This is a genomic window from Klebsiella sp. M5al (genome assembly GCF_002090195.1).
GTDB classification, from domain to species: domain Bacteria; phylum Pseudomonadota; class Gammaproteobacteria; order Enterobacterales; family Enterobacteriaceae; genus Klebsiella; species Klebsiella grimontii.
Genome location: NZ_CP020657.1, coordinates 3,764,597 through 3,787,675 on the forward strand (window position 1 = coordinate 3,764,597; position 23,079 = coordinate 3,787,675).

The window sequence follows — 23,079 nt, forward strand, 5'->3', positions numbered from 1 at the left end:
CAAAGCACTATCCTATTACACCGTCGGTATCGTTCCGGTATAGCGACTTTGCTCATCGGCGCTACCGAATCCATGTTCACGCAACACCAAAGATGTTTCAGTCAACGGAGTATTACATGTCCAGAAGGCTTCGCAGAACCAAAATCGTCACTACCTTAGGCCCGGCTACCGACCGCGATAACAACCTTGAGAAGGTTATTGCCGCAGGCGCTAACGTGGTGCGTATGAACTTCTCTCATGGCACCGCGGAAGATCATCAGATTCGCGCGGATAAAGTCCGTGAGATTGCGGCAAAACTGGGCCGTCATGTCGCGATTCTCGGTGACCTACAGGGGCCGAAAATCCGCGTCTCCACCTTCAGAGAAGGGAAAATTTTCCTCAATATCGGTGACAAATTCCTCCTCGACGCGAACCTGGGTAAAGGCGAAGGCGACAAAGAGAAAGTCGGCATCGACTATAAAGGACTCCCGGCTGACGTGGTTCCGGGCGATATCCTGCTGCTGGACGATGGCCGCGTGCAGCTGAAGGTCCTCGAAGTTCAGGGCATGAAGGTGTTCACCGAAGTCACCGTCGGCGGACCGTTGTCCAACAATAAGGGTATCAACAAACTCGGCGGCGGCCTCTCTGCAGAAGCGCTGACGGAAAAAGACAAAGCGGACATCGTCACCGCCGCCAAAATTGGCGTCGACTATCTGGCCGTCTCCTTCCCGCGCTGCGGCGAAGATCTGAACTACGCCCGTCGCCTGGCGCGCGATGCCGGCTGCGATGCCAAAATCGTCGCCAAGGTCGAGCGTGCCGAGGCGGTATGCGATCAGGACGCGATGGATGATGTGATCCTCGCCTCCGACGTTGTTATGGTGGCCCGCGGCGACCTCGGCGTAGAAATCGGCGATCCGGAGCTGGTCGGCATCCAGAAGGCGCTGATCCGCCGCGCCCGTCAGCTGAACCGCTCGGTCATCACCGCGACGCAGATGATGGAGTCGATGATCACCAACCCGATGCCAACCCGCGCTGAAGTCATGGACGTGGCGAACGCCGTGCTGGATGGAACCGACGCCGTGATGCTGTCGGCCGAAACCGCCGCTGGTCAGTATCCGTCTGAAACCGTTGCCGCGATGGCGCGCGTCTGCCTCGGTGCGGAAAAAATCCCTAGCCTCAACGTCTCCAAGCACCGTCTGGACATTCAGTTCGATAACGTGGAAGAAGCCATTGCTATGTCGGCCATGTACGCGGCGAACCACCTCAAGGGCGTCACCGCGATCATTACCATGACCGAATCCGGCCGCACCGCGCTGATGACTTCGCGCATCAGCTCCGGCCTGCCGATTTTCGCCTTGTCTCGCCACGAGCGCACGCTGAACCTGACTGCGCTGTATCGCGGCGTGACGCCGGTTCATTTCGATAGCGTCAATGATGGCGTAGCCGCTGCGCACGACGCGGTAACGCTGCTGCGTGACAAAGGCTATCTGGTGACCGGCGACCTGGTTATCGTCACTCAGGGCGATGTCATGAGCACCATCGGTAGCACCAACACCACCCGTATTCTGACCGTCGAGTAATTTTCTCCGCCATAAAAAAACCTGCCGGCAAATGCTGGCAGGTTTTTTTTCGCCGCTGACACCGATTATTTCTTTCGCGGGTACAGCTCTTTACGCTTATACGGCTCGATTTCACCCGGCTTGCGCGTTTTCAGCAATTTGAGGATCCAGGTGTACTGCTCGGTATGCGGCTTCACGAACACTTCCACTTCTTCGTTCATCCGCCGGGCGATAGTGGTATCGTCCGCCTCCAGCAGATCGTCCATCGGCGGGCGCACCAGCACCGTCAGACGATGCGTTTCGCCATCATAGACCGGGAACAGCGGTACGACGCGGGCACGGCACACTTTCATTAAACGGCCGATCGCCGGCAGCGTCGCTTTATAGGTGGCGAAGAAATCAACGAATTCGCTGTGCTCGGCGCCGTGATCCTGATCCGGCAGATAGTAGCCCCAGTAGCCCTGACGCACCGACTGAATAAACGGTTTGATCCCGTCGTTGCGCGCGTGCATACGTCCGCCGAAACGTCGGCGGACGGTATTCCAGACGTAATCAAAGACCGGGTTGCCCTGATTATGGAACATCGCCGCCATTTTTTGCCCGCCGGACGCCATCAGCATCGCCGGAATGTCCACTCCCCAGGCATGAGGAACCAGAAAGATCACTTTCTCGTTGTTCCTCTGCATCTCATCAATGATCTCTTTGCCCTGCCAGTCGACGCGGGAAAGAATGCGCTGCGGGTCGCGCAGGCCTAGTTCCGCCATCATGACCATCGCCTGCGGCGCGGAAGCGTACATGGCATCAATAATGTCTTCTCGTTCCTGCTCACTCTTTTCCGGGAAACAGTACAGCAGGTTAATCTGCGCGCGACGGCGCGAACTCTTTGCCAGGCGGCCCACAAAACGCCCCAGTTTGCCGAGAATAGGATCGCGGAAAGACGCTGGCGTCAGAGCGATACCGGCGAAGGCAAAAACCCCTAACCACGCGCCCCAGTAGCGCGGCAATAAAAAGGATTTTTCAAATTTTGGAATAAATTCAATATTATTTTTTTTCGTTTCCATGCCCAATCCGCAGACGTTCCGCTCAATAAAGATAATGAGTTAGTTTAGCGATACGTTGAGTAACGTACAAAAGAAAAAGCCGGCGCACAGCTGGCGCCGGCTTTAACTGACGGAAGGTTAGTCAAACCGCAGCTGCGGAATAACCTGTTTTGCCTGCGCCAGATAATCGGTACGGTCGGAACCGCTGAGCCCTTCCGTACGCGGCAGTTTCGCCGTCAGCGGGTTGACCGCCTGCTGGTTAATCCACACTTCATAATGCAGATGCGGGCCGGTAGAGCGGCCGGTGTTGCCCGACAGCGCAATGCGATCGCCGCGTTTGACCTTCTGCCCGGGTTTGACCAGCAGCTTACGCAGGTGCATATAGCGGGTGGTATAGGTGCGGCCATGGCGGACGGCGACGTAATAACCGGCCGCACCGCTACGTTTAGCCACCACCACTTCGCCATCCCCTACCGACAGCACCGGCGTGCCCTGCGGCATCGCAAAATCGACGCCGCGATGCGGGGCGACGCGGCCGGTCACCGGGTTAAGACGACGCGGGTTAAAGTTCGAAGATACGCGGAACTGACGTGCGGTCGGGAAGCGCAGGAAACCCTTCGCCAGGCCGGTACCGTTGCGATCGTAGAATTTGCCATCCTCGGCGCGGATCGCGTAGTAGTCTTTGCCATCCGAGCGCAGGCGAACGCCAAGCAGCTGGCTTTGCTCACGCTTACCGTCGAGCATTTCACGCGACATCAGTACGGAAAACTCATCGCCTTTTTTCAGCTTACGGAAGTCCATCTGCCACTGCATAGCTTTGATTACCGCGCTGATTTCGGTACTGGTCAGGCCGGCGTCCCGAGCGCTGGCGACGAAGCTGCCGCCCACGGTACCTTTCAGTACGCTGTTGACCCAGTCGCCTTTTTGCAGCTCGCTGCTCATTTTGAAACCGTTAGCAACCCGGTCATAGGTACGGGTTTCGCGGCGTGACATCTCCCAGGTCAGGCTTTGCAAATCGCCATCCGCCGTCAGCGTCCAGGAGAGCTGTTGGCCTATTTTCAGATTACGCAGTTCTTTATCTACCGAAGAGAGCCGGGCGATATCGCCCATATCAATACCGTACTGATTAAGAATGCTGCTAAGCGTATCGCCGGTCGAGACCACATATTCATGGCCGCCGGAATCGCTGTCCGCTTTATCATCCAGCTCATCCTGAGGGATGGCCTCCTCTTCCTGAGGCGCCTGATCGATAGGTTCCGAGGCCTCTGGCAGCAGAGAACGAATTTCGCTTTGTTCCAGCTCGATGGTTCTGGAGATGGGGGCCGTTTCGGGATGGTGGTAGATGTAGGGTCGCCAGACGGCGACCGCTAAGGTAAGAACGCTAAGCGACCCCAGCATAACGCGGTGAGGTCGTGGCAGATTGTTAAATGCCTGAGTGACAGCGCGGGCTATCTGTTGCACGTATTCACTTCCTCGTTATTCTCCTTTCAGGCAGCTTGAATACTGATTCGCCATCTGGCTCAGGAATTGCGGATAACTCTCTTTACCCAGCTTAATTCCGATTCCAAGTGGATCCAGGGTTCCCATGCGCACGGACGTTCCCCTGGCAACAGCTTCTATAACCGCTGGCCTGAACTGTGGCTCAGCAAAAACGCAAGTTGCTTTTTGCTCAACCAGCTGTGTTCTGATTTCGTGTAAACGCTGCGCACCAGGCTGGATTTCAGGGTTGACAGTAAAATGACCTAAAGAGGTCAAACCGTAGTGTTTTTCAAAGTAGCCGTAGGCGTCATGAAAAACGAAATATCCCTTCCCTTTCAGCGGTGCCAGCTCGGTCCCAACCTGCTTGTCGGTTGCGGCTAATTTTGCCTCAAAATCCTTCAGGTTGGCGTCAAGTTTGGCTCGACTCTGCGGCATAAGTTCCAATAATTTATCGTGGATTGCAACCGCCGAAAGGCGCGCTATCTCTGGGGAAAGCCATAGATGCATGTTATAGATGCCGTGATGGTGATCGTCGTCACTATTTTCCCCGGCGCCATGATCGTGACCGTGGTGGTCATCGTCGTCGTCGGTGCCTTTCATGAGTAACGGTTTCACGCCGTCAAGCTCGGCAATTGTCACCTTTTTGTTCGGCGCAATGCTTTGCGTTGACTTATCCATAAACGCCTCCATCTCCGGACCAATCCAGACGACTAAGTCTGCGTTCTGTAAGCGTTTTGCATCCGACGGGCGCAGTGAATAATCGTGCTCCGACGCCCCGTCTGGCAGCAGTACCTGGGTCTCCGTTACCCCATCAGCAATAGCTGATGCGATAAAGCCAAGCGGTTTAAGGGAGGTGACAACCGCGGCGCTTGCCAGCGGTGCATGTGCGAACAAAAAAGCGGCGCTAAGTCCAGCGCAAAGAAGCGTATTTTTATGTAACATTATGCGTCTAATCATCGTAATGAATGAGAAAGATGTGATATTATAACATTCACTAGCTTGTGCAACCTCTAATTTGATATGACAAATCTTGTAACGCTGGAAAACGTCGCGGTCGTGTATGGCCAAAGGCGCGTGCTGTCTGACATTTCGCTAACGCTAAAGCCGGGCAAAATTTTAACCCTACTGGGCCCCAACGGCGCCGGTAAATCAACCCTTGTCAGAGTCGTTCTTGGGCTGGTAGCACCTACGGAAGGGGTTATCAAACGCGAGGGACATCTGCGGATCGGCTATGTCCCGCAAAAGCTGCACCTTGATGCCACGATGCCGCTGACCGTAAGCCGCTTTATGCTTTTACGTCCGGGAACCCACAAGCGCGATATTTTACCGGCGCTGAAGCGCGTACAGGCCGGACATCTGATCGACGCCCCCATGCAGAAGCTTTCCGGCGGCGAGACCCAGCGGGTACTTCTGGCGCGGGCGCTGCTCAATCAGCCGCAGCTGCTGGTGCTCGACGAGCCAACGCAGGGCGTTGACGTCAACGGCCAGGTGGCGCTTTACGATCTGATTAACCAGCTGCGCCAGGAGCTTAATTGCGCCGTGCTGATGGTTTCTCATGACCTGCACCTGGTGATGGCCAAAACCGACGAAGTGCTGTGTCTCAATCAGCATATTTGCTGCTCTGGCGCGCCGGAAGTGGTTTCTATGCATCCGGAATTTATCTCGATGTTCGGCCAGCGCGGCGCGGAACAACTGGGTATTTATCGCCATCATCATAATCACCGCCACGACCTGCAGGGGCGGATTGTACTGCGTCGGGGAAATGACCGTTAATGATTGAATTACTGCTCCCCGGCTGGCTGGCCGGAATGATGCTCGCCTGTGCGGCGGGTCCGCTGGGATCGTTTGTCGTCTGGCGCCGGATGTCCTACTTCGGTGATACCCTGGCCCACGCATCTCTGCTCGGCGTCGCTTTTGGTTTACTGCTCAACGTCAATCCGTTCTATGCGGTCATCGCGGTGACGCTGCTGCTGGCGGGCGGGCTGGTATGGCTGGAAAAACGCCCCCATCTGGCGGTAGATACGCTACTCGGCATCATGGCCCACAGCGCGCTGTCTCTGGGCCTGGTGGTGGTCAGCCTGATGTCAAACGTGCGCGTCGACCTGATGGCCTATCTGTTTGGCGATCTGCTGGCGGTGACGCCGGAAGATTTGATATCTATCGCTATTGGCGTGGTTATCGTGCTGGCGATCCTGCTCTGGCAGTGGCGCAACCTGCTGTCGATGACCATCAGTCCGGATCTGGCGTTTGTTGACGGCGTTAAGCTCCAGCGGGTGAAACTTCTTCTGATGCTGGTCACCGCGCTGACCATCGGCGTGGCGATGAAGTTCGTCGGGGCGCTGATCATTACGTCTTTGCTGATTATTCCCGCCGCAACGGCGCGTCGCTTTGCCCGTACGCCTGAACAAATGGCGGGTATTGCGGTAGGAATGGGGATGATTGCCGTCACCGGCGGACTGACCTTTTCAGCGTTTTACGACACGCCCGCCGGGCCTTCCGTGGTGCTGTGCGCTGCGGTGCTGTTTATCATCAGCATGAGCAAGAAGCCGGCCGCCTGACGCTTATGCGCCCGCGTCAGCCGCCGTCAAAACTCGGCAGATTGCGATGGGATCGCCGCCGTCTGCGGACGTTGTCGCCCGGCGAAGGCGTTCACGCCGCAAGCCGGGACATCAACCACTCAGCTATTTTCCCGGCTTGTGCTCCGCTTGGCCGGGCTACCGGCCCCTGCGGTCTGCTGTTTTATCGCCGGACAACGATTAAGGCATTTCCGGCGGCGTAATGCCGAAGTGGGTCCAGGCCCGCACCGTCGCCATTCGCCCGCGCGGAGTACGCTGTAAAAAGCCCTGCTGGATCAGATACGGCTCGAGCACATCTTCAATCGTTTCCCGCTCTTCGCCGATGGCCGCCGCCAGGTTATCCAGCCCGACCGGCCCGCCAAAGAATTTATCGATGACCGCCAGCAGCAGCTTACGGTCCATATAATCAAAGCCTTCCGCATCCACGTTGAGCATATCCAGCGCCTGAGCGGCAATATCCTCAGAGATACGCCCGTCGTAGCGAACCTCGGCAAAATCGCGCACCCGGCGCAACAGGCGGTTGGCGATTCGCGGCGTGCCGCGCGCGCGACGCGCGACCTCCAGAGCCCCCTCTTCGCTCATCTCCAGCCCCATATAGCGGGCGCTGCGGCTGACAATATGCTGCAGGTCCGGGATCTGATAGAACTCCAGGCGCTGAACGATGCCAAAACGGTCGCGCAGCGGCGAAGTCAATGAACCTGCGCGAGTCGTCGCGCCAATCAGGGTAAACGGCGGCAGATCGATTTTTATCGAACGCGCCGCGGGCCCTTCGCCAATCATGATATCCAGCTGATAATCTTCCATTGCCGGATAGAGAACTTCTTCAACAACCGGTGACAGACGGTGGATCTCGTCGATAAACAGAACGTCGTGGGGCTCAAGATTGGTCAACATCGCCGCCAGATCGCCCGCCTTTTCCAGCACCGGGCCGGAGGTGGTGCGCAGGTTCACGCCCATCTCGTTGGCGACGATGTTTGCCAGGGTGGTTTTCCCCAGCCCCGGCGGGCCAAAAATCAGCAGGTGATCGAGCGCGTCGCCGCGCAGCTTCGCCGCCTGGATAAAAATCTCCATCTGCGAACGGACGTGCGGCTGGCCCACGTACTCTTGCAGCAATTTAGGGCGAATGGCGCGATCGGCTGCCTCTTCAAAACCGCTGCTGTCCGCCGATACCAGCCTGTCTGCTTCAATCATCCCTTACCTCACAACGCGGCGCGGAGCGCTTCGCGAATTAGCGTTTCACTGTTGGCATCCGGGCGCACGATTTTGCTGACCATCCGGCTGGCCTCCTGAGGTTTATAGCCCAGCGCCACCAGCGCGGCAACCGCTTCCTGTTCAGCATCATCATCAGAAGGACCGGCTGGAGACGTCAGCACCAGATCCGCCGCCGGCGTAAACAGATCGCCGTGCAGCCCTTTAAAGCGGTCTTTCATTTCGACAATCAGGCGTTCCGCGGTTTTCTTGCCGATTCCCGGCAGCTTCACCAGCGCCGCCAGCTCCTCGCGCTCAACGGCATTCACAAACTGCTGCGCCGACATGCCGGAAAGGATCGCCAGCGCCAGCTTCGGACCGACGCCGTTGGTTTTAATCAGCTCTTTAAACAGCGTGCGCTCCTGCTTGTTGTTAAAGCCATACAGCAGCTGAGCGTCTTCGCGGACGATAAAGTGGGTAAAAATGATCGCCTCTTTGCCCACGTCCGGCAGCTCGTAGAAACAGGTCATCGGCAGATGAACCTCATAGCCTACGCCTCCCGTTTCGAGTAAAACCAGCGGGGGTTGTTTTTCGAGAATGATGCCTCTGAGTCTGCCTATCACGTGGAGCTCCTGGATTAAGGGCTGAAAGTCTAATGCGGTATCATAAAAAAAGGCTGGATAGATATCCAGCCTGATTTCAGGTTATCGTAAGCGTCCACGCGCCAGATTCAGGCGGCTTTCGCTGATCTGGGCGGCGTTCTGGCTGACGTGGCAGTGGGTGATGGCGATGGCTAAAGCATCCGCCGCATCCGCCTGCGGGTTGGCCGGCAGCTTGAGCAAGGTGCGCACCATATGCTGCACCTGGCTCTTTTCCGCGCTGCCGATGCCGACAACGGTCTGCTTTACCTGCCTGGCGGCGTACTCAAAGACCGGCAGGTCCTGATTCGTCGCCGCGACAATCGCCACGCCGCGCGCCTGGCCGAGCTTCAGCGCCGAGTCGGCGTTCTTGGCCATAAACACTTGTTCGATGGCGAAATAATCCGGCTGGAACTGGGTAATAATTTCCGTGACGCCCGCATAGATGAGCTTCAGGCGAGACGGTAAATCATCCACTTTCGTGCGAATACAGCCGCTGCCCAGATAGCTGAGCTGGCGTCCAACCTGGCGGATGACGCCATAACCAGTGACGCGCGACCCCGGGTCAATGCCGAGAATAATGGCCATCACGCGCCTCCGGTTAGTGGTTTAACGGTCGGCAACATTAGAGCGTTGCGGCGACCTCATCAGAGATCTCGCCGTTGTGATAAACTTCCTGCACGTCGTCGCAATCTTCCAGCATATCGATCAGACGCAGCAGTTTCGGCGCAGTTTCCGCGTCCATGTCCGCTTTGGTAGACGGGATCATCGAGACTTCAGCGGCGTCCGCTTTCAGGCCGGCGGCTTCCAGCGCATCGCGTACCGCGCCCATCTCTTCCCACGCGGTATAAACGTCAATCGCGCCGTCGTCATAGGTCACAACGTCTTCCGCGCCCGCTTCCAGCGCCGCTTCCATGATCGCATCTTCGTCGCCTTTCTCGAAGGAGATAACGCCTTTTTTGCTGAACAGGTAGGAAACGGAACCGTCGGTCCCCAGGTTACCGCCGGTTTTGGTGAAGGCATGACGGACTTCCGCAACGGTACGGTTACGGTTGTCGGACAGACATTCAACCATCACCGCCGTGCCGCCAGGACCGTAACCTTCATAGATGATGGTTTCCATGTTCGCATCATCATCGCCGCCCACGCCGCGGGCAATAGCGCGGTTCAGGGTGTCGCGGGTCATGTTGTTGCTCAGCGCTTTGTCGATTGCCGCGCGCAGACGCGGGTTAGATCCCGCATCGCCGCCGCCCAGACGCGCGGCGGTGACCAGCTCGCGAATAATTTTCGTAAAGATCTTACCGCGCTTGGCATCCTGTGCCGCTTTGCGGTGCTTGGTGTTGGCCCATTTACTATGACCTGCCATAAAAAACTCTCCAAAAAAGCGCGCCCTTTCAGGCGGCGTTAATTACAAATTCTTCAATCGCCTGCCGGTTGCTCCAGGACTTGGTCAACGTGGCGGCTTCCGCCGCATCAACCCAGCGATAGTCCAGATGTTCCGTAAAGACAATCTGGCGTTCATGGGGGAGCGCAAGACGGAACCAAAATTCCGTATTACGCTCAACGCCCGGCGCATAGCGATGACGTAAATGAGAAAATATCTCGAACTCTACCGTGCGCTGACAGTCAACCAACGCCAGTTGCTCGCTGGCGACATCAATGGCGACTTCTTCCATAACTTCACGCGCGGCAGCCTGCGGCGCGGTCTCTCCCTCTTCCAGGCTGCCGGTAACCGACTGCCAGAACGCGGGATCGTCGCGCCGCTGCAACATCAGCACCCGCTTCGTATCTTTGGCGTAAATCACCACCAGCACGGAAACGGGGAGCTTGAATGACATCTTACTTATTCTCCAGAGACTCTTTTGCCTCTTTCGCCACCACCTGAATACCCAGCTCGCTCAGCGATGCCGGGTTAGCGAAGCTTGGCGCTTCGGTCATCAGGCAAGCGGCGGCGGTAGTTTTCGGGAAGGCGATAACGTCACGGATATTATCGGTACCGGTCAGCAGCATGGTCAAACGGTCAAGACCGAAAGCCAGGCCCGCGTGCGGCGGAGTACCGTATTTCAGCGCGTCCAGCAGGAAGCCAAACTTCTCGCGCTGCTCTTGCTCGTTAATGCCGAGAATGCCGAACACGGTCTGCTGCATTTCACCGCTGTGAATACGTACCGAACCGCCGCCGACTTCATAGCCGTTGATGACCATATCGTAGGCGTTGGCCACCGCGTCTTCCGGCGCGGCCTTCAGCTCGGCGGCGGACATATCTTTCGGCGAGGTGAACGGATGGTGCATCGCGGTCAGGCCGCCTTCACCGTCGTCTTCAAACATCGGGAAGTCGATAACCCACAGCGGCGCCCATTTGTTTTCGTCGGTCAGGTTCAGGTCTTTGCCCAGCTTCAGACGCAGCGCGCCGAGCGCGTCGGCGACAACCTTTTTGTTATCCGCGCCGAAGAAGATCATGTCGCCATCCTGCGCGCCGGTGCGCTCAAGGATCGCTTCAACGATGTCGGCGTTAAGGAATTTAGCTACCGGGCTGTTGATGCCTTCAAGGCCTTTCGCCCGCTCGGTGACTTTAATATAGGCCAGGCCTTTTGCGCCGTAGATCTGGACAAACTTACCGTACTCGTCGATTTGCTTACGGGTCAGCGCAGCGCCGCCCGGTACGCGCAGCGCGGCTACGCGGCCTTTGGCGTCGTTAGCTGGACCTGCGAAGACGGCGAATTCCACCGCTTTGACCAGATCGGCAACGTCCACCAGCTCCATCGGGTTACGCAGGTCTGGTTTATCGGAACCGTAGCGGCGCTCGGCTTCGGCGAAGGTCATGATCGGGAAATCGCCCAGATCCACGCCCTTCACTTCCTGCCACAGATTACGCACCAGCGCTTCCATCACTTCACGCACCTGCTCGGCGGTCATAAAGGAGGTCTCGACGTCGATCTGGGTGAATTCCGGCTGGCGGTCGGCGCGCAGGTCTTCGTCGCGGAAACATTTAACAATCTGATAGTAGCGGTCAAAACCGGACATCATCAGCAGCTGTTTGAACAGTTGGGGAGACTGCGGCAGCGCGTAGAATTTGCCTTTATGCACACGAGAAGGCACCAGATAGTCGCGCGCGCCTTCCGGGGTAGCTTTGGTCAGCATCGGCGTTTCGATATCGAGGAAGCCGTGGTCGTCCATAAAACGGCGGACGAGGCTGGTAATCTTCGCACGGGTTTTCAGGCGCTGCGCCATTTCCGGACGACGCAGGTCCAGGTAGCGGTATTTCAGACGCGCTTCTTCGGTGTTGACGTGGTTGGAGTCCAGCGGCAGCGCTTCCGCGCGGTTGATAATGGTCAGGTCGGATGCCAGCACTTCGATGGCGCCGGTGGCCATATCGCTATTCACGTTTTTTTCGTCACGCGCACGCACGGTGCCGGTGACCTGGATGCAGAACTCATTACGCAGTTCAGAGGCCAGCTTTAATGCGTCGGCGCGATCCGGATCGAAAAACACCTGCACGATGCCTTCGCGGTCACGCATATCGATAAAGATAAGGCTACCAAGATCACGACGACGGTTGACCCAACCACACAGAGTCACTTGCTGCCCTACGTGGGACAGACGAAGCTGCCCGCAATATTCTGTACGCATGAGATATCCCTTAACTTAGCCGCAGGCGGATTGTTGCCTGCCTTGCAGGCGACGAGGTCGCAGCTTTAGCTGATGTCACAACTGAATGAAAAAAGGCGGCTATTATACTGGAAATTATGCCGCACGATAAGTCCGGCGCAGCGCGCTGCGTTGCTTTGCTGCACGCTTATTGCTTGTACTCACAAAAATTAACAAAATTTGTTACCCTCGGGCGAGATCGGCAACGGTATTGTAGCGGCCTGACAACAAAAGAAGATACGGGGATATCATGTTAGAACTCAATGCAAAAAAGACCGCGCTGGTCGTTATTGACCTGCAGGAAGGCATTTTACCGTTTGCCGGCGGCCCGCATCGCGCTGACGAAGTGGTTGAGCGCGCCGCGAGTCTGGCGAAAAAGTGCCGCCAGCAGGGTTCCCCGGTGGTCATGGTTCGCGTTGGCTGGTCGGCGGATTTCGCGGAAGCGCTGAAGCAGCCGGTCGATGCTCAGGCAGGCGCGCCAACGCTACCGGAAAACTGGTGGGCCTATCCGCTCGCGCTGGAAAAACAGGCGAGCGATATCGAAGTCACCAAACGCCAGTGGGGGGCCTTTTACGGCACCGACCTGGAGCTGCAGCTTCGCCGTCGCGGTATCGATACGATTATCCTGTGCGGTATCTCCACGAATATCGGCGTCGAATCTACGGCGCGCAACGCCTGGGAGCTGGGTTTTAACCTCATTCTTGTCGAAGACGCCTGCAGCGCGGCGACGGCGGAACAGCATCTTAGCAGCATGACGCATATCTTCCCGCGGATTGCCCGCGTGCGTAGTACCGAGGAGGTGCTTGCCGCATTATGATTTATATAGGGCTTCCCCAGTGGGCGCACCCGAAGTGGGTGCGGCTGGGTATCACCAGCCTTGAAGAGTATGCCCGCCACTTCAACTGCGTGGAGGGCAACACCACCCTGTACGCGTTACCAAAAGCGGAGATTGTCAGCCGCTGGTATGAACAAACCCACGACGATTTTCGCTTCTGCTTCAAATTTCCGGCCACCATTTCGCACCAGGCGGCGCTGCGCAACTGCGACGACTTAAGCCATGAGTTTTTTACCCGTCTGGCGCCGCTGTCTTCGCGCATCGGCCAGTACTGGCTCCAGTTGCCGGCGACGTTCGGCCCTCGGGACCTCACCGCCCTCTGGCCATTCCTCGACAGCCTGCCGCGCGAATTCCGCTACGGCGTTGAGGTAAGGCATCCGGAATTTTTCGCCAAAGGGGAAGCGGAACAGCAGCTCAATCGCGGCCTGCATCAGCGTAACGTCAATCGCGTGATCCTTGATAGCCGTCCGGTTCATAGCGCCGTCGCCCGCAGCCCGGCGATGATCGAGGCGCAGAAGAAGAAGCCTAAAGTCCCCGTCCATGCGCTGGTGACGGCCCATAATCCAATGGTGCGTTTTATCGGCAGCGATGATATGACGCAGAATCGCGAGCTTTTTAGCGTGTGGATTCGCACGCTGCCAAAATGGACGCCGACCGCCACGCCGTACCTGTTCCTCCATACTCCGGATATCGCCCAGGCGCCGGAACTGGTCGACACCCTGTGGGGCGATCTGCGTACTGCCCTACCGGAAATAGGGAATGCGCCGTCAATTCCGCAGCAAACCTCCCTTTTCTGATATCCTGCTATCCTCAATTGAGCCACCGGAAGCGATAAAAGGGAGTTTTGAGTATGGTCAGCGCGCTGTATGCGGTCTTAGGTGCGTTATTGCTTATTAAGTTTTCCTGGGACGTCGTACGCCTGAGGACGCAATATCGCGTAGGCTACGGCGACGGTGGTTTTAGCGAGCTGCAGGTCGCTATTCGCGTGCACGGGAACGCGGTGGAGTATGTTCCCATTGGCCTGATCTTACTGCTGTTTATGGAGATGAACGGCGCCCAGACCTGGATGGTCCACGTCTGCGGTATCTTGCTGATCGCCGGGCGCCTGATGCACTCGTATGGCTTTCATCATCGTCTCTACCGCTGGCGCCGTTCCGGCATGAGCGCGACGTGGTGTTCGTTGTTGCTGATGGTGCTGGCGAACTTCTGGTATATGCCCTGGGAGTTGGTTTTCTCCGTCCGTTAGCGCACAATACGCCGTTTTCGATTTTTCGGGTTTAACGTTATGTCTCACCGCGATACGCTTTTTTCCGCGCCGATTGCCAGTCTCGGCGACTGGACCTTTGATGAACGGGTTGCTGAAGTCTTCCCGGATATGATCCAGCGCTCTGTTCCCGGCTATTCCAATATCATTTCGATGATCGGCATGCTGGCGGAACGTTTCGTTCAGCCGGATACCCAGGTTTACGATCTCGGCTGCTCGCTTGGCGCAGCCACGCTGTCCGTGCGCCGCAATATTGCGCATTCTGGCTGCAAAATCATCGCCATCGATAACTCGCCGGCGATGGTCGAACGCTGCCGTCGCCATATTGACGCTTATAAAGCGCCGACGCCGGTCGAGGTAATTGAAGGCGATATTCGCCACGTCAAGATAGAAAACGCCTCAATGGTGGTGCTCAATTTCACCATTCAGTTTCTCGAGCCGGGCGAACGCCAGGCCATTCTGGACAAGGTCTATCAGGGGCTGAACCCGGGCGGCGCGCTGGTGCTGTCGGAAAAATTCAGCTTCGAAGATGACAACGTCGGCGAACTCTTGTTCAACATGCATCACGACTTCAAACGCGCTAACGGCTACAGCGAGCTGGAAATCAGCCAAAAGCGCAGCATGCTGGAAAACGTGATGCTCACCGATTCCGTGGAAACCCACAAAGCGCGCCTGCGTAAGGCCGGTTTCGTACATGCCGAGCTGTGGTTCCAGTGCTTTAACTTCGGATCGTTAATCGCCGTAAAATCCGGGGACCCGGCATGATTGATTTCAGCAACTTTTATCAATTGATTGCCAAAAGCCCGCTTTCGCACTGGCTGGAGACGCTGCCGGCCCAGGTGGCGGCCTGGCAGCGCGACGCGCTGCACGGCAAATACCGGGAATGGGAACGGGCCGTCGAGTTTCTGCCCGAGTTTGCGCCCTACCGTCTGGATCTGCTGCACAGCGTCACCGCCGAGAGCGAAACGCCGCTCGGTGAAGGCCAGCGCCTGCGGATTGAAAACCTGCTGAAGAATCTGATGCCGTGGCGTAAAGGGCCCTTCTCCCTTTACGGCGTGAATATCGATACCGAATGGCGTTCCGACTGGAAGTGGGAGCGCGTACTGCCGCACCTTTCCGATCTGACCGGGCGTACCATCCTTGATGTCGGCTGCGGCAGCGGATACCACATGTGGCGCATGATTGGCGCCGGCGCTCATCTGGCGGTGGGCATCGACCCCACCCAGCTGTTTCTTTGCCAGTTTGAAGCGGTGCGAAAACTGTTGGGCAACGACCAGCGCGCGCATCTGCTGCCGCTGGGCATTGAGCAGCTTCCGGCGCTCAACGCCTTTGATACCGTCTTTTCGATGGGCGTGCTGTATCACCGCCGCTCTCCGCTCGATCACCTGTGGCAGCTCAAAGATCAGCTGGTTCCCGGCGGCGAGCTGGTGCTGGAGACGCTGGTCGTTGAAGGCGACGAAAATACCGTACTGGTGCCGGGCGACCGCTATGCCCAAATGCGCAACGTCTACTTTATCCCGTCCGCCGCCGCGCTGAAGCAGTGGCTGGAGAAGTGCGGATTTGTCGATGTGCGTATTGTCGATGCGTGCGTCACTTCGACCGACGAGCAGCGCCGCACCGAGTGGATGACCACCGAGTCGCTGGCCGATTTCCTCGATCCGCGCGATAGCAGCAAAACGGTCGAAGGCTATCCGGCCCCGCTGCGCGCGGTGATTATTGCCAGTAAACCGGAAACGCAGCAGTCGTTAGCGGCGAAAAAAAACCGTAGCCAGGGCTAATTCTGGATAAAAAAAGGCCCCTGTTTAATGGGCAGGGGCCTGGTACGGGCAATCATCATATTGGGCGACATGATGTGCAGCAAAAAACGGTTTACTCTCTCTACGCGGTAATTATCTTCTTCATTTCCGCTACCGCTTCGCCATTGACGGCGTAGCGTAAGTATTCATCTGCTTCGGCATCCGTAGACATCGACAATCCGGGATTGCGAAAGCGCATCGGGGACGGTAACCACTGGCCTGCCGAGGTATGCACCTCTTTTACCCCCGCCTGTAAAAATAGCGGCAGGTTGGCGGCGCGCACTCCTGCACCGGCCATAATAATAGGAGTATCGCTTTGGGAAATAAGTTCCCTGATTAATGAAATTCCTTTTTCGGCAGACGCCTGCTGGCCCGAAGTCAGGATACGCTGAACGCCGAGTTCAGCCAGCTCAACGCTGGCCTGGCGCGGGTTGGCGCACATATCAAAGGCCCGGTGAAAGGTGACGGCCAGGGTTCCCGCCGCCGCCATTATTTTTTTCATTCGCGCCCTATCCACCCGACCGTCGGCGTCAAGAATACCGATTACCAGGCCGGGAAAACCGAGATCTTTCACCGCGGCGACATCATCCAGCATCGCGGCAAACTCGCCCGCGGTATAGCAAAAATCACCGCCGCGCGGGCGAATAATCGGATGCACGGGAATAGTCACCGCTTCACGCACCGATTTCAGTACGCCCAGCGAAGGCGTCAGCCCCCCCTCCTGCGGCGCGGCGCATAGCTCGATGCGATCGGCGCCGCGGCGCTGGGCCTCCAGCGCGCACTCCATGCTGTAACAGCAGACTTCCAGTAAGGTCATTCTTCTCTCCGTAGATTGAGCAGGCACGCCAGAATGGCACGATTTCTCCCGGCAGACGCCGCGTAACGTCACACTGTCATCGTTCAGCGTGTTCACTGGCGACAATTTGCTCAATCGACCACGGGTGAAATTTGATCGTCACTTTGCCATCGGTTACCGCCAGGGTTGGATTCGGTAAACGCTCACGCGCACCTTTCGGCGCGCTGGTCTTGACAAAAATACCCGGTTGGCTCAGCCCGTCATCGGACAGCAGCGCCAGCGCGCGGGTATTGAGCGTTTCAGGTTCGCCAGGCAGCACGATTTCAATATGCTCCCAACCTTCGTGCGGATAGCGCTTTTCGCCCGGCCACGGCAGCTCAACGATGCGAAAACGCCAGTGCGCCACGACCACCGGCTCATCCAGGCGGAATAAACAGATGGGCCGGCCGTTAATCACGTTTTCCGACAGCAGCGTGCCGCATTGTTCAAAGCCGCGACGCCAGCGTTCCGCCGTGGCGTTCTGATGACAGCGCAGGGAAATATGGTCGGCATCAAGTGACGTAATATCGAGACCAAGCCGATGAGCTAGCGCGTTTAGCGCCTCGGTAAAGCGCGGCAGGTCCGCGGAAATATCGTTTAATTCATTAATCTGCTGCCAGTTCGCCATCGTAAGCCTCGGTACTCGCTAAAAAGAGCTAATTTATCGCGTTTCCCGCGCCCTACCAACCGACAATCGTCGGCGGCCCCCCGTGAACGGTTATTCGTTGAGCGCGAGGCTTAGCAACCTCTGCGCGGTGCTGACGCGTGGGCGCAAATGCAGTATACTCCCGCCCTAATTTGTCCACATTCCTGCGCCGCCCCCTCTGGGTGACGGCGTGTTAAACGTAAGGTATTTCGGTGAATATTCAGGCTCTTCTCTCAGAAAAAGTCAGTCAGGCCCTGATCGCGGCAGGCGCGTCTGCCGATTGCGAACCTCAGGTCCGCCAGTCAGCAAAAGTCCAGTTCGGCGATTATCAGGCCAACGGCGTGATGGCCGTAGCCAAAAAACTGGGCATGGCGCCGCGACAACTTGCAGAGCAGGTCCTGTCTCATCTCGACCTGAGCGGCATTGCCAGTAAGGTCGAAATCGCCGGTCCCGGCTTTATTAATATTTTCCTCGACCCGGCTTTCCTCGCGGAAAACGTCAGCAGCGCGCTGAAATCCGAACGTCTGGGCGTGGCTCAGCCGCAGGCGCAGACGGTGGTGGTCGATTACTCCGCGCCGAACGTGGCGAAAGAGATGCACGTAGGCCATCTGCGCTCCACGATTATTGGCGATGCCGCGGTGCGTACGCTGGAGTTTCTCGGGCATAAAGTGATCCGCGCGAACCACGTAGGCGACTGGGGCACCCAGTTTGGCATGCTGATCGCGTACCTGGAAAAGCAGCAGCAGGAAAACGCCGGCGAGATGGCGCTGGCCGACCTCGAAGGTTTTTATCGCGAAGCGAAAAAACACTACGACGAAGATGAAGCCTTCGCCGAGCGCGCGCGCAGCTACGTCGTTAAGCTGCAGGGCGGCGACGAGTACTTCCGTGAAATGTGGCGCAAGCTGGTCGATATCACCATGTCGCAAAACCAGCTTACCTATAACCGCCTGAACGTCACTCTGACCCGCGACGACGTGATGGGTGAAAGCCTCTATAACCCGATGCTGCCGGGTATCGTTGCCGATCTGAAAGCCCAAGGTCTGGCGGTAGAAAGCGAAGGCGCGACCGTGGTGTTCCTTGACGAATACAAAAACAAGGAAGGCGAACCGATGGGCGTGATTATCCAGAAGAAGGATGGCGGCTATCTCTACACCACTACCGATATCGCCTGCGCAAAATACCGTTACGAAAACCTGCATGCGGATCGCGTGCTTTACTACATCGACTCTCGCCAGCACCAGCACCTGATGCAGGCGTGGACCATCGTGCGTAAAGCCGGCTACGTGCCGGATTCCGTCCCGCTGGAGCACCACATGTTCGGCATGATGCTCGGCAAGGACGGCAAACCGTTTAAAACCCGCGCCGGCGGCACCGTGAAGCTCGCCGACCTGCTGGACGAAGCGCTGGAACGCGCCCGCCGTCTGGTGGCGGAGAAAAACCCGGATATGCCCGCCGATGAGCTGGAAAAACTGGCGAACGCGGTCGGAATTGGCGCGGTGAAATACGCCGATTTGTCTAAAAACCGCACCACCGACTACATCTTTGACTGGGATAACATGCTGGCCTTTGAGGGCAATACCGCGCCTTATATGCAGTATGCCTATACCCGCGTGCTCTCCGTGTTCCGCAAAGCGGATATTGATGAAAGCACGCTGGCGGCGGCGCCGGTGGTGATCACCGAAGACCGTGAAGCCCAGCTGGCGGCCCGTCTGCTGCAGTTTGAAGAAACCCTGACCGTCGTCGCGCGTGAAGGCACGCCGCACGTCATGTGCTCTTATCTGTACGATCTGGCTGGCCTGTTCTCCGGCTTCTACGAGCACTGCCCGATCCTGAGCGCCGAAAGCGAAGAGACGCGCAACAGCCGCCTGAAGCTGGCACTGCTGACCGCAAAAACGCTGAAGCTGGGTCTGGATACCCTGGGTATCGAAACTGTAGAACGGATGTAAAAACAAACCCGGCGAAAGCCGGGTTTGTTTTATAACGCCTGATGGCGCCGCGCTCATCACATCTGCAACATCCTTGTAGCCCCGGTAAGCGTAAGCGCCACCGGGGAAATTCCGCCCTTCTCAGAAATACTTCCGCAGATACTCCGTCAGGCACAGGATCGCCATCGCCTGGCCATACGGCATCGACGTCAGCGGAATGTCGCGATAAAAATCAAGATTCGAACCCATTCCGGTACCGAACGACGTTTGCAGCAGCTCCCCTTGCGGTGAGATATTCTGCACGATGCCGCGAATCGCTTTTTCCGCCACCTCCGCATACGCCTGTCTCACGTAGCGCTTGCGCACCGCTTTGAGGATCCCATAAGCAAAACCGGCGGTCGCCGACGCTTCCAGATAGGAGTCGGGATCGTCAAGTAGCGTATGCCACAGGCCGCTATCGTCCTGGCAGCGGGCAAGCGCCGCAATCTGCGCATTCAGCACCTGCACCAGATAACGCCGTACCGCGCTGTTTTCGGGTAAATCCACCAGCTCCAGAAAATCCGGAATAACGATAGTCAGCCAGCTATTGCCGCGCGCCCAGCGGGCTTGGGCGAAATTATGCCGCCCCTCATAGTTCCAGCCGTGGAACCACAGGCCGGTCTCGCGGTCCAGCAGATTCTGCACGTGCAGCAAAAACTGATATACCGCCTCCTCTACGTATTCCGGACGATTAAGCAGCTTGCCGATTTTCGCCAGCGGCAGAACCGTCATCATCAACGTGTCGTCCCACATCTGCTGATGATTCTCTTCCGCCAGGGTGATGTGCTGCATGCCGCCAGATTCAGTGCGCGGCATTTCGTTCATCGCCCACTCCGCCCAGCTATCGAGCCAGGGCAGATACGCGGAGTTACCCGTCTCTTCGTAGCGGTATGCCAGGGTGAGAAACGGCGCCATGGTGTTGACGTTTTTGGTGGTCGCGCCCTCGGCAAAGCGATCGGCAAACCAGCTATCGATAATGTCGCGCATCGCGGTATCGCCGGTCTGCTGGTAGTACTGATAAATACCGTACAGGCCGACGCCGTGAGTCCACTCCCAGCCGTTCCACCCTTTGGTGTCAATAACGCGTCCGTCGTCCAGCCGCAGTAAAAATTGCCCGCTTTCGTCCTTAATGTTGACCAGATTGCGCGTCACCTTCTGAATCAGCGCCTGCAGTTCATTGCGGGCGATAAAACGCTCCGGCTGGCGCAGTAGTGGGCTATGTTTGACAGGCCAAACTTTCATATCCTTAACCTCTGTTATATGTCGAATTCATGGCTGAACGCTGCTTCAGCGCTGGCGCGGCGGGTTTATTCCGATTCAGATAACCAATATTGTTGTTTCCCCACAGGGCGTCGTACGGCATCCCGGCCAGCATCTCCACCACTTCACGATCCTCGGCGCTTGCCAGTTCCGGCTGAGCGCGGCCTGATTCACGCATTTTCAGCGTTTCCGCACGCAGGACGCTGTGGGTTTGCAGATTGAGCTTAAAGCGCAGGGACACGAGGAAACCGCAGGCCAGCACCACTAAAGTACCGACGCTGAGGATCAGCAGAATGGTATGGCTCACTTCATAGGGCTGCGTTTTCTGCCCGGAGACAAAGCCCGACATCTGCATGATGATCCCCACCAGCATCACCGCGCCGGCCTGGGACGCCTTACGCGTCAGGGTCATAATCCCGGCGAAGATGCCTTCGCGGCGCTGGCCGGTGATCACTTCGTCCACGTCGGCAATATAGGTGTAGGTGTTCCACGGAACATAGTTGATGCCGCCGCGCCCCAGGCCAGCCACCGCGGATATCAGCAGCAGCAGCGAATAAACATCGCTAAGGCCAGCGTAGTACAGCACCGCGTAGGAGAGCGAACTCAGGCCGAACAGCACCACCACCATGCGGTACGATGGCGCCGGCCCGAAGCGAATGCACAGCGGGATCATGGCGATAACCGCGATAAACTGGAAGATTGCCATGGTACCGAGCAGGTTGGAGGCCATCGAGGCTTCCTGCATCAACACAAACACCACGTAGTAGGTAAAGACCGCATTGAACACATCCTGGGCGATATAGCCTCCCAGATACATGCCCAGATGCTGACGAAAAATTTTAATTCGCAGGGTCGAACTTAACTCAATAAACAGGCGGTTAAGGCTCTGAGACAGCGTCAGGTTTTGTTTCTCCTCTTCAGCGCGTAGCGCGGCTTCCGTCCACTCTTCACGCGGGCGTTCCCAGGTAAAGAACCAGACAAATGTCAGCATCATCGCGCACAGTACCGAGAACACCAGGCTGGCGTAAAAGAAAGAAACGGCGTTGTCTTTGCCGAAGATAGTCAGCAGCACGCCCGGCAGGAACGAAGCCAGAATCGCTGACATCTGGGCCATTGAAATACGCGCGCCGGAGAATTTTGTTTTCTGTTTAAAATCATCGGTCATTTCCGGCACCAGCGTTTCATACGGCACCAGAATCATGGTGTAGACAATATCAAACAGCAGATAGGTCAGCAGGTAGTACCAGAACCCCATATCCCCTACCCACATGATGGAGTAGCTAAATACGCAGGGGATGCCGAGCAGGATGAAGAACTTGCGTCTGCCAAAACGTTTCCCCAGCCAGGTCGAGCCAAAGTTATCCGTCAGGAAGCCCATCAGCGGACTGATCACCGCATCCAGCACCCTGGCGGTGGCAAAAATAAGCGTCGCTTCGATAGGGGAAAGACCGCAAAAGGTGGTGTAGAAGTAGAGCAGCCATGCTGCTGTAAGTGCGGTTGTCCCCGCACCAAGGAAATCGCCCGATCCATAGGCAAGGTAGTTAACCAAACCGATTTTACGTGTTTTCATCGCCGTAAATCCTGTGTCTTTTTTTAGAGAACTCCGAACCGCTTTTTGGCCCATTCAGCCAAAAGGGGTTGATACATGGCTACATTAAGAACATGGGAACGGCGTTACCTTTTCATTTTTGCCAGCCAAAAGCGTTCACTGGCAAAAACACAAAGAGTCGATGAACGCGCCTCACTGATTTATAAAACAGCGTTTCTTTTAATACAAAAGATCGGACCAAAAGTTGCGAGGTGACAGCCAAAAAGACCTTGCGTCGAGGAGAATCTGCGCCTGGTTTTTCGCCGTGGATAAACCTTGCGAAAGCTAAGGAATCGGAGTAAAGACAATAGAAAGGGTTATTTCGCGTATCTCAAGGAGGCTTGATGCCCTACTCACATCTATTGGTCGCCGTGGCGCCAACCCCGGAAAGCCGGGTCCTCATTCAGAAAGCCGTCTCAATCGCCCGTCCGGTTAATGCGAAAGTCAGCCTGATCACGCTGGCAACCGATCCGGAGTTGTACAACCAGTTTGCGGCGCCGATGATGGAAAATTTACGCGAAGTCATGCAGGAAGAGACGCGCGGTTTTCTGGCCGAACTCGCCCGCCACGCCGACTACCCTATCGAAAAAATGACCATCGCCAGCGGCGGGATTGCTCATCACGTGAAGGATTTTTGTCGGCAGCATCGCGTTGACCTGGTGATTTGCGGTAACCATAACCAGAGCCTGTTTTCTCGCGCAACCTGTTCGGCGAAAGATATCGTTGGCAGCAGCGGCGTTGACGTGCTGCTGGTGTGTCTGGAAAAAGGTTAGCGCCGGGGAAGCGC

The 23,079-nt window shown here is 57.0% G+C and carries 24 protein-coding genes; 11 read left to right on the plus strand and 13 right to left on the minus strand.

Going from position 1 to position 23,079, the window contains the following annotated elements; genetic code table 11:
* Window positions 1–116: 116 nt before the first annotated feature.
* Window positions 117–1,559, plus strand: a complete 1,443-nt coding sequence (gene pyk / locus BWI76_RS18115) for a pyruvate kinase (RefSeq protein WP_004134810.1) — start codon at window positions 117–119, stop codon at window positions 1,557–1,559.
* Between the two features lie 65 nt (window positions 1,560–1,624).
* On the opposite strand, the gene lpxM is transcribed toward pyk, so the two are convergent.
* The 3 genes from lpxM to znuA form a co-directional block, all read right to left on the minus strand.
* Window positions 1,625–2,599: a lauroyl-Kdo(2)-lipid IV(A) myristoyltransferase gene (lpxM, locus tag BWI76_RS18120; RefSeq protein WP_024359874.1), complete on the minus strand. Its 975-nt coding sequence runs from the start codon at window positions 2,597–2,599 to the stop codon at window positions 1,625–1,627.
* Window positions 2,600–2,716: 117 nt separating this feature from the next.
* A complete protein-coding gene (mepM, locus tag BWI76_RS18125) occupies window positions 2,717–4,039 on the minus strand; it encodes a murein DD-endopeptidase MepM (protein ID WP_004134807.1) in 1,323 nt (440 codons plus the stop codon).
* A gap of 15 nt (window positions 4,040–4,054) precedes the next feature.
* A complete protein-coding gene (gene znuA / locus BWI76_RS18130) occupies window positions 4,055–4,999 on the minus strand; it encodes a zinc ABC transporter substrate-binding protein ZnuA (protein ID WP_004122058.1) in 945 nt (314 codons plus the stop codon).
* Between the two features lie 78 nt (window positions 5,000–5,077).
* Between znuA and znuC the strand changes: the two genes are divergently transcribed.
* Together znuC and znuB are read left to right on the plus strand one after the other, a co-directional pair.
* A complete protein-coding gene (znuC, locus tag BWI76_RS18135) occupies window positions 5,078–5,830 on the plus strand; it encodes a zinc ABC transporter ATP-binding protein ZnuC (RefSeq protein ID WP_024359876.1) in 753 nt (250 codons plus the stop codon).
* Window positions 5,830–6,615 carry a zinc ABC transporter permease subunit ZnuB gene (gene znuB, locus BWI76_RS18140; protein ID WP_049086642.1) on the plus strand — a complete coding sequence of 262 codons (786 nt, stop codon included), beginning with the start codon at window positions 5,830–5,832 and terminating at the stop codon, window positions 6,613–6,615. The genes znuC and znuB overlap by 1 nt, the downstream gene beginning before the upstream one ends.
* Window positions 6,616–6,813: 198 nt before the next feature.
* Here znuB and ruvB read toward each other — a convergent pair whose 3' ends face one another.
* The 6 genes from ruvB to aspS all read right to left on the minus strand — a co-directional run bounded on the left by ruvB (window position 6,814) and on the right by aspS (window position 12,086).
* Window positions 6,814–7,824, minus strand: a complete 1,011-nt coding sequence (gene ruvB, locus BWI76_RS18145; RefSeq protein ID WP_024359878.1) for a Holliday junction branch migration DNA helicase RuvB — start codon at window positions 7,822–7,824, stop codon at window positions 6,814–6,816.
* Window positions 7,825–7,832: 8 nt separating this feature from the next.
* A complete protein-coding gene (ruvA, locus tag BWI76_RS18150; RefSeq protein ID WP_004103390.1) occupies window positions 7,833–8,444 on the minus strand; it encodes a Holliday junction branch migration protein RuvA in 612 nt (203 codons plus the stop codon).
* An 81-nt stretch (window positions 8,445–8,525) separates the two neighbouring features.
* A complete protein-coding gene (gene ruvC, locus BWI76_RS18155) occupies window positions 8,526–9,047 on the minus strand; it encodes a crossover junction endodeoxyribonuclease RuvC (RefSeq protein WP_004113791.1) in 522 nt (173 codons plus the stop codon).
* 37 nt (window positions 9,048–9,084) lie between these two features.
* A complete protein-coding gene (locus BWI76_RS18160) occupies window positions 9,085–9,825 on the minus strand; it encodes a YebC/PmpR family DNA-binding transcriptional regulator (RefSeq protein WP_004122063.1) in 741 nt (246 codons plus the stop codon).
* A 28-nt stretch (window positions 9,826–9,853) separates the two neighbouring features.
* Entirely contained in the window at window positions 9,854–10,297 is a 444-nt protein-coding gene (nudB, locus tag BWI76_RS18165; RefSeq protein WP_004122064.1) for a dihydroneopterin triphosphate diphosphatase, read from the minus strand.
* Between the two features lies 1 nt (window position 10,298).
* Window positions 10,299–12,086, minus strand: a complete 1,788-nt coding sequence (gene aspS, locus BWI76_RS18170) for an aspartate--tRNA ligase (protein WP_004136675.1) — start codon at window positions 12,084–12,086, stop codon at window positions 10,299–10,301.
* Between the two features lie 268 nt (window positions 12,087–12,354).
* Here aspS and BWI76_RS18175 point away from each other — a divergent pair, with 268 nt between their 5' ends.
* The 5 genes from BWI76_RS18175 to cmoB are packed head-to-tail and all read left to right on the plus strand — an operon-like array spanning window position 12,355 to window position 15,981.
* Window positions 12,355–12,921, plus strand: coding sequence for a hydrolase (locus BWI76_RS18175; protein ID WP_004136672.1), 567 nt, complete (start codon window positions 12,355–12,357; stop codon window positions 12,919–12,921).
* Window positions 12,918–13,736: a DUF72 domain-containing protein gene (locus tag BWI76_RS18180; protein WP_004136670.1), complete on the plus strand. Its 819-nt coding sequence runs from the start codon at window positions 12,918–12,920 to the stop codon at window positions 13,734–13,736. Before BWI76_RS18175 ends, BWI76_RS18180 begins: the two co-directional genes overlap by 4 nt.
* Window positions 13,737–13,789: 53 nt before the next feature.
* Window positions 13,790–14,185 (plus strand): MAPEG family protein, encoded by a 396-nt coding sequence (locus tag BWI76_RS18185; protein ID WP_004122068.1) that lies wholly within the window; start codon window positions 13,790–13,792, stop codon window positions 14,183–14,185.
* Window positions 14,186–14,224: 39 nt separating this feature from the next.
* Window positions 14,225–14,968 (plus strand): carboxy-S-adenosyl-L-methionine synthase CmoA, encoded by a 744-nt coding sequence (gene cmoA, locus BWI76_RS18190; RefSeq protein WP_004136662.1) that lies wholly within the window; start codon window positions 14,225–14,227, stop codon window positions 14,966–14,968.
* Window positions 14,965–15,981 carry a tRNA 5-methoxyuridine(34)/uridine 5-oxyacetic acid(34) synthase CmoB gene (gene cmoB, locus BWI76_RS18195; RefSeq protein WP_004136659.1) on the plus strand — a complete coding sequence of 339 codons (1,017 nt, stop codon included), beginning with the start codon at window positions 14,965–14,967 and terminating at the stop codon, window positions 15,979–15,981. The genes cmoA and cmoB overlap by 4 nt, the downstream gene beginning before the upstream one ends.
* Window positions 15,982–16,081: 100 nt before the next feature.
* Here cmoB and cutC read toward each other — a convergent pair whose 3' ends face one another.
* Together cutC and BWI76_RS18205 are read right to left on the minus strand one after the other, a co-directional pair.
* Window positions 16,082–16,816: a copper homeostasis protein CutC gene (gene cutC, locus BWI76_RS18200; protein WP_029669910.1), complete on the minus strand. Its 735-nt coding sequence runs from the start codon at window positions 16,814–16,816 to the stop codon at window positions 16,082–16,084.
* Window positions 16,817–16,892: 76 nt separating this feature from the next.
* The gene (locus BWI76_RS18205; RefSeq protein ID WP_004136649.1) at window positions 16,893–17,462 is read right to left on the minus strand and encodes a VOC family protein; all 570 of its coding nucleotides are present in this window, start codon (window positions 17,460–17,462) and stop codon (window positions 16,893–16,895) included.
* Window positions 17,463–17,692: 230 nt separating this feature from the next.
* On the opposite strand from BWI76_RS18205, the gene argS reads away from it, so the two are divergent.
* Window positions 17,693–19,426 carry an arginine--tRNA ligase gene (gene argS, locus BWI76_RS18210; RefSeq protein ID WP_004136646.1) on the plus strand — a complete coding sequence of 578 codons (1,734 nt, stop codon included), beginning with the start codon at window positions 17,693–17,695 and terminating at the stop codon, window positions 19,424–19,426.
* Window positions 19,427–19,546: 120 nt separating this feature from the next.
* Here the strand turns inward: argS and BWI76_RS18215 are convergent, their stop codons facing one another.
* Window positions 19,547–20,686: a glycoside hydrolase family 105 protein gene (locus BWI76_RS18215; protein WP_004136645.1), complete on the minus strand. Its 1,140-nt coding sequence runs from the start codon at window positions 20,684–20,686 to the stop codon at window positions 19,547–19,549.
* Window positions 20,687–20,690: 4 nt separating this feature from the next.
* Window positions 20,691–22,274, minus strand: coding sequence for an MFS transporter (locus tag BWI76_RS18220; RefSeq protein WP_004136643.1), 1,584 nt, complete (start codon window positions 22,272–22,274; stop codon window positions 20,691–20,693).
* 75 nt (window positions 22,275–22,349) lie between these two features.
* On the opposite strand from BWI76_RS18220, the gene BWI76_RS28185 reads away from it, so the two are divergent.
* Together BWI76_RS28185 and uspC are read left to right on the plus strand one after the other, a co-directional pair.
* Window positions 22,350–22,508, plus strand: coding sequence for a hypothetical protein (locus tag BWI76_RS28185; RefSeq protein WP_155553276.1), 159 nt, complete (start codon window positions 22,350–22,352; stop codon window positions 22,506–22,508).
* Window positions 22,509–22,636: 128 nt separating this feature from the next.
* Window positions 22,637–23,065, plus strand: coding sequence for a universal stress protein UspC (gene uspC / locus BWI76_RS18225; RefSeq protein WP_004122077.1), 429 nt, complete (start codon window positions 22,637–22,639; stop codon window positions 23,063–23,065).
* Window positions 23,066–23,079: the final 14 nt, after the last annotated feature.